Annotated in this window: 8 protein-coding genes; 3 read left to right on the top strand and 5 right to left on the bottom strand. The window is 73.5% G+C overall.

Annotation, left to right across the window (positions count from 1 at the left end):
* Positions 1 to 260 precede the first annotated feature (260 nt).
* The gene (locus AB0L45_RS29400; protein ID WP_365845201.1) at positions 261 to 455 is read right to left on the bottom strand and encodes a DUF3046 domain-containing protein; all 195 of its coding nucleotides are present in this window, start codon (positions 453 to 455) and stop codon (positions 261 to 263) included.
* Positions 456 to 770: 315 nt separating this feature from the next.
* Here AB0L45_RS29400 and AB0L45_RS29395 point away from each other — a divergent pair, with 315 nt between their 5' ends.
* A complete protein-coding gene (locus tag AB0L45_RS29395) occupies positions 771 to 1,697 on the top strand; it encodes a hypothetical protein (protein WP_365845199.1) in 927 nt (308 codons plus the stop codon).
* A 102-nt stretch (positions 1,698 to 1,799) separates the two neighbouring features.
* Here AB0L45_RS29395 and AB0L45_RS29390 read toward each other — a convergent pair whose 3' ends face one another.
* The 4 genes from AB0L45_RS29390 to AB0L45_RS29375 form a co-directional block, all read right to left on the bottom strand.
* Complete coding sequence (locus tag AB0L45_RS29390) at positions 1,800 to 3,485, bottom strand: thiol-activated cytolysin family protein (RefSeq protein ID WP_365845197.1); 1,686 nt, start codon at positions 3,483 to 3,485, stop codon at positions 1,800 to 1,802.
* Between the two features lie 104 nt (positions 3,486 to 3,589).
* Positions 3,590 to 3,898 carry an AzlD domain-containing protein gene (locus tag AB0L45_RS29385; protein ID WP_365845195.1) on the bottom strand — a complete coding sequence of 103 codons (309 nt, stop codon included), beginning with the start codon at positions 3,896 to 3,898 and terminating at the stop codon, positions 3,590 to 3,592.
* Positions 3,895 to 4,668, bottom strand: a complete 774-nt coding sequence (locus tag AB0L45_RS29380) for an AzlC family ABC transporter permease (protein ID WP_365845193.1) — start codon at positions 4,666 to 4,668, stop codon at positions 3,895 to 3,897. The genes AB0L45_RS29385 and AB0L45_RS29380 overlap by 4 nt, the downstream gene beginning before the upstream one ends.
* A gap of 277 nt (positions 4,669 to 4,945) precedes the next feature.
* On the bottom strand, positions 4,946 to 5,953 hold the full coding sequence (locus tag AB0L45_RS29375; protein WP_365845191.1) for an AraC family transcriptional regulator: 1,008 nt from the start codon (positions 5,951 to 5,953) through the stop codon (positions 4,946 to 4,948).
* A 142-nt stretch (positions 5,954 to 6,095) separates the two neighbouring features.
* On the opposite strand from AB0L45_RS29375, the gene AB0L45_RS29370 reads away from it, so the two are divergent.
* Both AB0L45_RS29370 and AB0L45_RS29365 read left to right on the top strand, forming a co-directional pair.
* Complete coding sequence (locus tag AB0L45_RS29370; RefSeq protein ID WP_365845189.1) at positions 6,096 to 10,955, top strand: ATP-dependent helicase; 4,860 nt, start codon at positions 6,096 to 6,098, stop codon at positions 10,953 to 10,955.
* Between the two features lie 227 nt (positions 10,956 to 11,182).
* Positions 11,183 to 12,016 (top strand): DNA-formamidopyrimidine glycosylase family protein, encoded by an 834-nt coding sequence (locus AB0L45_RS29365; RefSeq protein WP_365845187.1) that lies wholly within the window; start codon positions 11,183 to 11,185, stop codon positions 12,014 to 12,016.
* The last annotated feature ends 189 nt before the right edge of the window (positions 12,017 to 12,205 follow it).

Genomic DNA, 12,205 nt, shown 5'->3' with positions numbered 1-12,205 from the left:
GGGCCCAGTGTCGCTCACCGGTCCGACAATTCCCGTCCTGCCCCGCTCACCGCGCCCACCCGGCGCCCCCCGCCGCGTCCGCCCCCGTCACCCGATGCCTCCGCACGGTCCCCCGGTGCCCGACGGCTCCGCACGGCCCCGGTGCCCGACGGCTCCGCACGGCCTCCGGTTTCCGGCAGCTCCGCACGCCCCCCACCGCCGCCCGGCGCCGCCGAGCCGCGGGGCCTGGGCCCTCCGGTGCGCCGGAGCAGCCGCCGGTGTCAGCGCTTGTCGTACGGCACGTCCATCGCCGCGCAGACCACCCGCCACACGTCCTTGGCCTCCCACCCGTCCGCCAGCGCCTGGTGCACGGTGCGCCCGCCGAGCCCGGACATCACATGATCCCGCGCGAACGAGTCGGCGTACGCCGCACCGAAGTGGTCCGCCATCCGCTCCCAGAAGACCGTCAACCGCATAAGAACCACTCCGCACTCGCTGTAACCTGCACGTTTCCCGTACCACGCACTCCCCCGCGGCCGTCAGGGCCACGTGCCCCCGACGGCGCGGCCTCCTGGGGCGACGCGCGGTGCGTGCACGTACGCAGCGTAATTCCTCGCCGGCCGGCTCCCCCTGAGAGGAACCACGACAGCACGGGACACCCCGCCCCGGGGACAGGTCTCGCGACGTGCGGCAGGGCGGCCGTCAACCGCGCGCGTCCGGTATCCCGCCCCTGAGAGTGCAGCCGTGTCCGCGCCGGTGCCGGGCGGCGCGCACGGCCCTACCGTCGGTCCATGGCGGAAAACGGAGCACCACAGCCGACCTCACTGGCACGTGCCGAGCGCTTCATCTGGCTCACTGCCCGGGTGCTCGAACAGCGCCGTTTCGCGTACCACTTCCTGGGCGGGAGCCCGGACGGTGTCGACGCCGCGCTGGCCGCGTACGCGAATCCCGACGGCGGTTACGGGCACGCCCTGGAGCCCGACCTGCGCGGACCGCTCAGCCAGCCGCTGCACACCGCGCACGCCCTGTACGTCCTCGACCTCGTCGGGCGCTGCGGCGGCCAGCGGGCGCAGCGGATCTGCCGCTACCTGACCGGGGCGTCCACCCTGGAAGGCGCGCTGCCCGCCGTGCACCCTTCCGCGCGGAGCTTTCCGGCCGCACCGTGGCTGCCGGCGGCCGACGACCCGCCGAGCACCCTCCTGGCCACCGGGCCCGTCGTGGGCCTGCTGCACCGCAACGAGGTGTGGCACGCCTGGCTGTTCCGGGCCACGGACTTCTGCTGGCAGGTGGTGGAGTCCCTGGAGCGCACCCATCCGTACGAGGTGCGGGCGGCGCTCGCCTTCCTGGAGGGCGCGCCCGACCGGCCGCGCGCCGAGGCCGCCGCGCAGCGTCTGGGCACCGTGGTACGCGATCAGCGGCTGGTCCTCCTGGACCCCGACCGGGCGGCGGAGACCCCCGTACCCGACGGCTACGCGCCCGGTGAGCACCCTTTCGCGTACGACTACGCGGCCACCCCGGACTCGCTCGCCCGCCGCTGGTTCACGGACGCGGAGACGGACCGGGCGCTGGACCACCTCGCCGCCCTCCAGCGGGAGGACGGCGGCTGGCCCGTGAACTGGCGCGTGTGGACCCCCGTGACGGCTCTGGAGGGCCGCCCGATGGTCACGCTCGCGGCGCTGCTGACACTGCGCGCGTACGGGCGCCTCACCGGTCGGTAACGGACCGCGGCGAACGGATCCCGTCAGTTCGCTGATCCGGGTGAGCCGGTTGTCCACCGCCGAGGACGTGTGCTCCCGCGCGAAAGGCCGCAGGACGGCCTTCTACTGCGGGGCGACCCGGGTCCACCGGGCCGATATCGACAACGCGCTGATCTCGTCGCCGAGCGGGATCCGCACCTCATGGAACTCGTCCTGGCTGATCAGGAAGTCGCGGGGCGGCGCGGCCGAGAACGGGCCGAGCCAGCCGCTGCCCCCTTTCGCGCGGTACATCACGGCGAACGGCGTGTTGTCCGCGGAGCCCGGTGAGAAATGACGGACGCCGGACACGGCGGGCCGGGAGGCGTACTCGGTGACCTTCCCATCGATCATCAGATCGAGAGGGAAGAGGAGGTGACTGTTCCCGAAGGTCATCCGGGCGGGGGGCTGCAGGGTCAGTGTCACGGGGGTTTCGCCGCCCCAGACGACCTGGTCGTAGTCGGTGCTCTCGCTCATCTTGGCGGGGCGGCCGTCCAGCGTCTTGAGGACGTAACCCATCCGGGAGTACTGCTCCAGGGTGTGCCGCTCGCCGAAGTAATTGCTGATGTCGCCCGTCTGCAGGAGGTCCTTGATGACGCCCGGGTCGCCACCCAGGCTGATGACCTCGATGCTGGACTGCCCGATGATCTGCAGGTAGCGGGCTTTGAGCTCGGCGCCGACGTTGCCGAACCCCTTGTAGCTGGCCTCCAGCGCCGCGTTGATCTCCGACTCGGAGGCGGTGGAGGTGAAGGAGAACGTCAGGACGCGTCCGTAGACGACGTCGGAGACGATCAGGGGCGGGTTGTCCGTGCCCATGGCGCCGAGAGTGACCAGCCGGGCGAGGCGTTCCTGCGTGAAGGTGTCGTTGATCAGGGCATTGGGGGTGCTCATCGCGCAGGAGGCGGTGAAGGCGCGCTCGCGCAGGTAGACGATCAGGGTGTTCTGGCTCTCCTTGCGCCGGGCCTCCACGTTCAAGGAGGTGGCGAACCCGCCGAAACTGGCCGACAGGCCGAGCGACAGCGCGGCCTCGGTGCTGCTGTATCCCTCGGTCTTGCGGAAGATGATGTCGGGAGAGCTGTTCGGCCGGCCGTTGACCATGTCCTTGACGGCGTCCAGGACGTTGCCGTAGCTCGGTACGTCGACGACCCTGCTGTTCCCGCCGGACAGGGCGTCCACCACGATGGTCAGCGGTGCCCGTTCGCTGTCCTCGATCTGGGCCGCGATCAGGTGCCCCTGCCGGATGGCGGGGCCGGCCTGGACGATCGCCCCGGGGAACATCATGTTGGTGTTGGGGTTGAAGGTGACGATCGATTCCGGTGTCCTGGTGGCCGTCCACGACTGCGTCGTGCGCTTGACGCCGTTGACGTAGTCGACCTTCGGTGCGCTGGTCGGTTCCTTCTCGTCCGGCTTCTGCGGGGCCAGCTCGTTCCACTGCCTCCAGGCGGCCAGCTGCGCGGCCAGGTCGACCTTCCCGGACCGCTCCCCGGTACCGACCACGGAGAGCGCCACCGGCCGGCCGCCGGCGGTGGCGAGCACGGCGTAGGCCCCCATCGCGGCGGTATCGACGTCCTTGGGCAGGGTCAGCGCCGCCACGGCCGCCACGTGCGCGAGACTTTCGGCGTCCGCGCCGCTGTCCGCCGGGCGCCCCAGCAGCTCGAAACGGTCGGCCTCGACGGGCCACTCCACCCCCCAGGACCCGTCCTCACGCTGTACCGCCCAGGCCGGGGCCCCCTGTGTCAGCTCTTCCAGCAGCGACTTCCGGGTATCACTCACAGTACCCCCCTTTGATCACTGTTGCGTTGGTTTGTGGCCCTCACTCTGGTGCCGGCTCCTCCATCTGGATAGGGCCTGAACCGGGCGCATTCCCACCGCCGTCCTCAGCCCCCCAGCGCCCTGATCCCCGCCGTCACCCCCACCGCGACGGCCACGATCAGCAGGAACGGCGCACGCAGCAGCAGTGCGAGCACCGCGGCGCCGACGCCCGCCACCCTGGCGTCGAACAGCAGCTGATGCCCGTCGCTGAACGTCTCCTGAGCGATGAGCGCGGCGAGCAGCGCTACCGGAAGCAGAGCGGCGAGGCGCTTGACGAGCGGCCGCTCCAGAGTGCCCGCCGGCACGAGAAGACCGAGGTACTTCATCAGGTAGCAGCCCACGGCGGTGACACCGATCGCGATCCAGACACTCATCGTGCGTCCGCCTTCCGTATGCCGGTACGGAACCGGCGCCCCTCCAGGAACAGGACGGCCGGTGCGGCGAGCGCCGCGACCAGGACCGGTACGCCCGCCGGCAGCACCGGCAGTGTCACCAGGAAGAGCACGGCCGCGGCCCCCGCGACGGCGCGCTCCGCCACCGACTTCAGCATCGGCCCCAGCAGCGCCACGAAGACCGCGGGGCCGGCCGCGTCGAGGCCCCATGCCGCCTGGTCACCGAGGGCATCGGCGCCCGCGGCCCCGGCAAGCGTGGTGAGGTTCCACAGGAGGTACAGGGTCAGCCCGGTGACCGTGAATCCGAGCCGTGCGCCGCGCCGGTCGGGCTGGGCCAGGGCGACGGCCGAGGTCTCGTCGGTCACCCAGTGGGCGGCGAACGGCTTGGCCGCGCCCCGGAGCCCGAGGAGACCGGACAGCCGCAGTCCGTAGAACGCGTTCCGGGTGCCCAGAAAGAACGCACCGGCCGCCGCGGTGAACGGGTTGCCGCCCGCGGCCAGCGCGCCGACCAGCGCGAACTGCGAGGCACCGGTGAAGACCAGCAGGCTCAGCGCGCAGGCCTGCAGCACCGTCAGCCCCGAGCCCGCGGCGGTCACCCCGAAGGCGAAACCGGACAACCCGACGGCGACGCCGACGCCGAGCGCGTCCCTGACGACCGCGGAAGGGGGCGCGGCCCCGACCGTGTGCCGGGGCGTCGGCCGCGGTGGATGTTCCGCGCACTTTTCCTGTTCCGCCCGTTCCGCCCGTTCCACCTGTTTTGCTTGATCTGCTTGATCTGCTTGATCTGCTTGATTCGCCTGATCCGTTCGCGGTGTCCGCCCCGGCTGCGCTGTCCCCTGCGTCTGCGCTGTCCGCTGCGTCTGCACTGTCCGCTGCATCTGTGCTGTTCGCTGCATCTGTGCTGTTCGCTGCGTCTGCTCTGTTCGCTGTGCCACGCCCCGGACCCTAGGAAGCCGCGTCCCCAGCGGTCTTGTACGTTCTTGCGCCGCCTGCCCGCGCACGTTGGTACTCGCCCGCCCGCGCGCCTCGTCACGCGCCCGCCCGCGCACGCCGGTACGCGCCCGGCGGCACGCCCACGATCCGGGTGAAGTGGCGGTTCAGATGCGGCTGGTCGGTGAACCCGACGGCGACGGCGGCCTCCGCCGGTGCCGTACCGGTCTCCAGGAGCCGGCGTGCCCGGCGTACGCGGGCGTCCGTGAGCCAGGCGTGCGGGGGCATCCCGTACGCGGCCTTGAAGGCGCGCAGCAGGGCGAACGGGCTGGTGTCCAGTTCGCGCGCCAGCCCCTCCAGGGTCGGTGGCGCGGTCAGTCGCTCCTCCAGGAGCGCCCTGGCGCGTTCGGCGGTGCGTGCTCCCGCCGTGGCGGGCGTTCGGGTCGGCATCGGGCCGCCGTGGCGCCGCAGCAGCCGGGCCAGCACGAGGCGCAGCAGGCTGTCGGCGGCCAGCGCGTTGCCGGCCTCGGCGGCACGGTGCACGCCGTCGACGAGGCGGACGGCGTGGGCGTCGGCCACGAGGGCCTCGGTGAACGCGGCGGTGCCGGTGAGACCGGTCGTCTCGGCGGCGATGTCCGCGACGAGCTGTTCGCAGGGGTAGAGCGTGGAGTACGACCAGCCTTCCGGCGCGCCGGCCTGCGCGGTGTGCGGCACTTCGGGGTTGATCATGACGATGCCGCCGTGCCCGGCGTCCCGGACGCCGTCCGGGAACCTGACCCGCTCGACGCCTCCGGTGACGGCACCCAGGACGTAACCGTCGTGGGTGTGGCGGGGGAAGGAGTGCCGTACGTAGCGGGCGCGCAGCAGGTCCAGGCCGGGGAGTTCGGCGTACTGCCAGTGCCGGGCCCACTCGCCGCCCGTGCGGCCGGTTCGCGCGGCGGCCGGGCCCGCGGCGTCACGGACGTCCGCACCCGCCGCCACCTCGTCCTCCCCGTTCGCCGGGCCTTTCCCGTTCGCCGGGCCTTTCCCGCTCGCCGGCCCTTTCCCGCTCGCCGGGCCTTTCCCGTTCGCCGCGTCCCGCGTGTCCTCCGCCCCGCTCCCCGCCATGCGGTCATTGTGCTGCGGCACGGCCCGCCACGGCCTGCCCGTCCGGCACGTGGACGCCGCAGTTCGCCGGCGCCGCCGGTATCGCCGCAGGTGGGCGGCGGGTCACCGCCGATTGTCAGTGGTGCCGTGCACGATGGGGGACATGGCCAAGGCAGCGCTCGACTCGTTCTCCCCCGCGACCCGCGACTGGTTCACGGGAGCGTTCCGCGCGCCCACCGCCGCGCAGGAGGGCGCTTGGCAGGCCATCGGCGAGGGCTCGGACGTGCTGGTGGTCGCGCCGACCGGCTCCGGCAAGACGCTGGCGGCCTTCCTCGCCTCGCTCGACCGGCTCGCGAGCGTCCCCCCGCCCGCCGAGCCGAAGAAGCGCTGCCGCGTGCTGTACGTCTCCCCGCTGAAGGCCCTGGCAGTCGACGTCGAGCGCAATCTGCGCAGCCCGCTGACCGGCATCCGCCAGGAGTCCGTCCGCCTCGGGCTGCCCGAGCCCGACATCCGGGTGGGCATCCGCTCCGGTGACACCCCGGCCGCCGAGCGCCGCGCGATCGCCAACCGGCCGCCGGACATCCTCATCACCACCCCCGAGTCGCTGTTCCTCATGCTGACCTCCTCGGCCCGGGAGGCCCTGGAAGGCGTCGAGACGGTGATCGTGGACGAGGTGCACGCGGTCGCGGGCACCAAGCGCGGCGCCCACCTGGCGCTCTCCCTGGAGCGGCTGGACCACCTGTTGGAGCGCCCGGCCCGCCGTATCGGCCTGTCGGCGACGGTGCGCCCGGTCGAGGAGGTGGCCCGCTATCTGTCGCCGCAGCGCCGGGTGGAGATCGTCCAGCCGCCGTCCGGCAAGGAGTTCGACCTGTCGGTGGTCGTCCCCGTCGAGGATCTGGGGGAGCTGGGCGGTTCGCCCGTCCAGGAAGGCGACACCGGTGAGAAACCCTCCATCTGGCCGCATGTCGAGGAGAAGATCGCTGATCTGGTGCAGGCGCACCGCTCGACGATCGTCTTCGCCAACTCCCGGCGCCTCGCCGAGCGCCTGTGCAACCGGCTGAACGAGATCGCGTACGAGCGCGCCACCGGCGAGGCGCTGCCCGAGGACCACTCCCCCGCCGAGCTGATGGCCGAGGCCGGCGCCGCCAAGGGGGCGCCCGCGCTGCTGGCCCGCGCCCACCACGGCTCGGTGTCCAAGGAACAGCGCGCCCAGGTGGAGGAGGACCTGAAGGCGGGGCGGCTGCCGGCCGTGGTCGCCACGTCCAGCCTGGAGCTGGGTATCGACATGGGCGCGGTCGACCTGGTGGTGCAGGTCGAGTCCCCGCCGTCGGTCGCCTCCGGCCTCCAGCGCGTCGGCCGGGCGGGCCATCAGGTCGGCGCGGTGTCCCGGGGCGTGGTCTTCCCCAAATACCGTGGCGACCTGGTGCAGGCCGCGGTGGTCACGGAACGGATGCGCGCGGGCTCCATCGAGTCGCTGCGCGTCCCCGCCAACCCGCTGGACGTGCTGGCCCAGCAGCTGGTCGCGATGGTCTCGATGGACACCTGGGACGTAGCGGAGCTGCTGGCCCTGGTCCGCCGGTCCGCCTCTTTCACGGCCCTCCCGGAGTCGGCGTTCAACGGCGTGCTGGACATGCTCGCGGGCCGCTATCCCTCCGACGCCTTCGCCGAGCTGCGGCCGCGCGTCGTCTGGGACCGGGTGGCGCAGACCGTCACCGGCCGTCCCGGCGCGCAGCGGCTGGCCGTCACCTCCGGCGGCACGATCCCCGACCGGGGCCTCTTCGGCGTCTTCCTCGCCGGCGCGGACCCGAAGAAGGGCGGTGGGCGGGTCGGGGAGCTGGACGAGGAGATGGTCTACGAGTCCCGCGTCGGTGACGTCTTCACGCTCGGTACGACCTCCTGGCGCATCGAGGACATCACCCGCGACCGGGTACTGGTCTCCCCCGCCCCTGGAGTGCCCGGTCGGCTGCCCTTCTGGAAGGGCGACCAGCTCGGCCGCCCGCTCGAACTGGGCCGCGCGCTGGGCGCGTTCCTCCGCGAGATCGGCTCGCTCGCCCCGGAGGCCGCCCGCGAGCGGCTGGCCGCCGCCGGCCTCGACGACTGGGCGACGGGCAACGTCCTGTCGTACCTCGCCGAGCAGAAGCAGAGCTGTGGCCATGTGCCCGACGACCGCACGATCGTGGTCGAGCGTTTCCGCGACGAGCTGGGCGACTGGCGGGTGGTGGTGCACTCCCCGTTCGGCGCGCAGGTGCACGCCCCCTGGGCGCTGGCCCTCGGCGCCCGTCTCGCCGAGCGTTACGGCATGGACGCGCAGGTCATGCATGCCGACGACGGCATCGTGCTGCGTCTGCCGGACGCCGACCTGATGGGCCTGGACCTCCTCGACAGCGACACCGGCGACTTCGACCCGGCGGCCCGCGGCATGGAGTACGACCCCGAGCAGTCCCCCGTGGGCGCCGCCGACGTCGTCTTCGACAAGGGTGAGGTCGACCAGGTCGTCACGGACCAGGTGGGTGGTTCGGCCCTGTTCGCCTCCCGGTTCCGCGAGTGCGCGGCCCGCGCCCTGCTGCTGCCTCGCCGCACCCCTGGGAAGCGCACCCCTCTGTGGCAGCAGCGTCAGCGCGCCTCCCAGCTGCTCCAGGTGGCGGGCGAGTTCGGGTCGTTCCCGATCGTGCTGGAGGCCGTCCGCGAATGCCTCCAGGACGTCTTCGACGTACCGGGCCTGACGGAGCTGATGGGCGACATCGAGGCCCGCCGGGTCCGCCTCGTCGAGGTCACCACGCCCGAGCCGTCCCCGTTCGCCCGCTCCCTCCTCTTCGGGTACGTGGCCCAGTTCCTGTACGAGGGCGACTCCCCCCTCGCCGAGCGCCGGGCCGCCGCTCTCTCCCTGGACTCCCGGCTGCTGGCCGAGCTGCTCGGCCAGGCCGAACTGCGCGAGCTGCTGGACGCCGATGTCCTGGCCGAGCTGGAGAGCGAGCTGCAGTGGCGCACCGACGACCGCCGGGTCAAGGACCCCGAGGGCGTCGCCGACCTGCTGCGGATGCTCGGCCCGCTCACCGACGCCGAACTGGCCGAGCGCGGCGCGGAGTCCGGCTGGGTCCGGGAGCTCGCCTCGGCCCGCCGGGCCATCACGGTCCGTATCGCCGGCCAGGACCACTGGGCCGCGATCGAGGACGCGGGCCGGCTGCGCGACGCCCTGGGCACGGCCCTGCCCGTCGGCGTTCCCGAGTCGTTCACCGAGCCCGTCAAGGACCCCCTCGGCGACCTCCTGTCCCGCTACGCCCGTACGCACGGTCCGTTCACCTCCGATCAGGCCGCTGCCCGCTTCGGTCTCGGCACGGCCGTCACCGACGGTGCCCTCCAGCGGCTGGCCGCGGCAGGCCGCGTGGTACAGGGCGAGTTCCGCCCACTCGTCGCCCACCACGCCCCTTCCCCGGAAGCGCTGCGCGCTGATCCTTCTCTCGGCAGCGGCCAGGAATGGTGCGACGCCCAGGTGCTCCGCCGCCTGCGCCGCCGCTCCCTGGCCGCGCTCCGGCACGAGCTGGAGCCGGTACCGCCCGCCGCCCTGGCGTCCTTCCTGCCGCAGTGGCAGCAGGTGGGACCGCCGGCGCCCAAGGCTTCGTACGGAGCGGGAGCGCAGCGTACGGGGTCGCAGCGCGGCGGGTCGTACGGACTGCGCGGCATCGACGGCCTGGTCCGCGCCGTCGAACAGCTGCAGGGCGCTTCCGTACCCGCCTCCGCCCTCGAAAAGCTCGTCCTGCCCTCCCGGGTCGGCGAGTACGCCCCGGCGCTCCTCGACGAACTGACCTCCACCGGCGAAGTGCTGTGGGCCGGCGCGGGCGCGCTCCCCGGCAAGGACGGCTGGGTCTCCCTCTACCTCGCCGACACCGCCCCGCTGCTCCTGCCGCCGCCCCACCCGCTGGAGCTGTCCCCCCTGCACCAGTCCGTCCTCCAGGCCCTCGCCCCCGGCTACGGCCTCTTCTTCCGCCAGCTCGCCGACCAGATCCGCGCCACCACCCACCCCGACGCGACGGACCCCCAGCTCGCCGACGCCCTGTGGGACCTGGCCTGGTCCGGCCGCCTGACCAACGACACCCTCGCGCCGCTCCGGTCCCTCCTCGGCTCGGGCCGTACGTCCGGCGCCACCGCCCACCGCGCCAAGCGCGCCGTCCCCCGCGGCCGGTACGGCACCCTGACCGCCGCCACCGGCCGTACGGGCCGCCCCACCGCCTCCCGCTCCGGCCCGCCGACCGTCGCCGGCCGCTGGTCGCTGCTGCCCGCCGCCGAACCGGACCCCACCCACCGCGCCCACGCCCTGGCGCGCACCCTCCTCGACCGTCATGGCGTCGTCACCCGCGGCGCCGTGTCCGCCGAGGGCGTCGAGGGCGGCTTCTCCGCCGCGTACCGCGTCCTGGCCGCCTTCGAGGAGACCGGGCAGGCCCGGCGCGGCTATGTGGTCGAAGGGCTGGGCGCCGCGCAGTTCGCGATGGACGGTGCGGTCGACCGGCTCCGCGCCGTCAACACCGGTCGTGAGCGCGTCGCCGACGAGTACGCCCAGCACGGCCCGGGTGACCGCCGCTCCGCCGGGCCGCAGCGGGCTCTGGTACTGGCCGCCGCCGACCCGGCGAACGCGTACGGAGCCGCCCTGTCCTGGCCCGAGCCGCCCGACGGCTCCACGCACAAGCCGGGCCGCAAGGCGGGTTCCCTCGTCGTCCTCGTCGACGGCGAACTGACGCTCTACATGGAGCGCGGCGGCAAGACACTGCTGGCCTGGACGCGGCCCGCCGACGGCACCGCGCCCGACAGCGGCTCGCCCGACAGCACCGCACCCGACGGCGGCTCCCCCGCCGGCACCCGGCTGCGGCTCGCCCTCGAAGCGCTCACCGACGCCGCCCGCGCGGGCGCCCTCGGCACGATCACCGTGGAACGTGTCAACGGCACCGCCGCCCTCACCGCCCCCCTCGCCCCTGCCCTGGAGGCCGCCGGATTCCACCCCACCCCACGCGGCTTCCGTCTCCGCCCTTGATCGTCATGACCTGCACCCTTGATCTCACGACCTGCGCCCTTGAGTGTCACGACGGACCGGCGCGCACACCGGCCCCGCACGACGGTCCCAGCACGACGACCCGCGCATGACGGTCCCCACAAGCCTGCGCCCGGCCCACGCCCGCACGCGCACCTGCGTCTGGCCACCGTGCGCCCCGCACGCCCCGCGCCCCGCCATCGCGCGCCCCCACCCGGCACAATGTCTCCATGCCCGAAGGCGACACCGTCTGGCGCACCGCCCGCCTCCTGCACGCAGCGCTGGCCGGCAAGGCGCTGACCCGAACCGACCTGCGCGTGCCGAAGCTCGCCACCACCGACCTTTCCGGCCGTACGGTCCTGGAGGTGGTCCCGCGCGGCAAGCACCTCCTCACCCGCGTCGAGGGCGGCCTGACGCTCCACTCCCATCTGCGCATGGACGGCGCCTGGAAGATCTACGCGCCCGCCGAACGCTGGCGTGGCGGCCCCGCCCACCAGATCCGCGCGATCCTCGCCACCGCCGACCGCACCGCCGTCGGCTACCGGCTCCCCGTCCTCGAACTCCTGCGCACCGCCGAGGAGGACGACGCCGTGGGCCATCTCGGCCCCGACCTGCTCGGCCCCGACTGGGATCCGGCCGAGGCCCTGCGCCGCCTGCTCGCCGACCCCGCCCGCCCCCTCGGCGAGGCCCTGCTCGACCAGCGCAACCTGGCCGGCATCGGCAACGTCTTCAAGTGCGAACTCTGCTTCCTGCTGCGCGCCTCCCCCTGGCTGCCGATCGGCCGCCTGCCCGCCCCGGAGCGCGCCACCACCCTCGCCAAGAAACTCCTGGAAGCCAACAAGGACCGCCTCGCCCGCGTCACGACGCCGAGCGCCCGCCCGGACCGCCGCCAGTGGGTCTACGGCCGCGCCGGCCGCCCCTGCTTCCGCTGCGGCACACCGATCCGTACGGGCGAACAGGGCCCGCCCACCCAGGAGCGCGTCACCTACTGGTGCCCCACCTGCCAGCCGGAGGACGGCACGGCCGCGGAGGAGATCAAGGCGGGGCCGCAGCATCAGGCCTGACGGCGCGTCAGCTGGACCACTGGGCCGCCAGGCCGCTGGGTCGCCAGTCCCTCAGATCGCCAGCCCCTCAGATCGCCAGAACGCCAGAACGCCCGACCAGTTACGTCATCTCCGTCGCGCCACCACCGAAACGTTCCCCCTGACGCCACGCTCCCCGCGCTCGGTCCCCGCCCCAACCCCTCCTCCGCC

Source organism: Streptomyces sp. NPDC052496, assembly GCF_040679095.1.
In the GTDB taxonomy this organism is placed as follows: domain Bacteria; phylum Actinomycetota; class Actinomycetes; order Streptomycetales; family Streptomycetaceae; genus Streptomyces.
The sequence above is the reverse complement of the archived record's forward strand: the minus strand, read 5'-3'. Positions and strand labels throughout refer to the sequence as shown.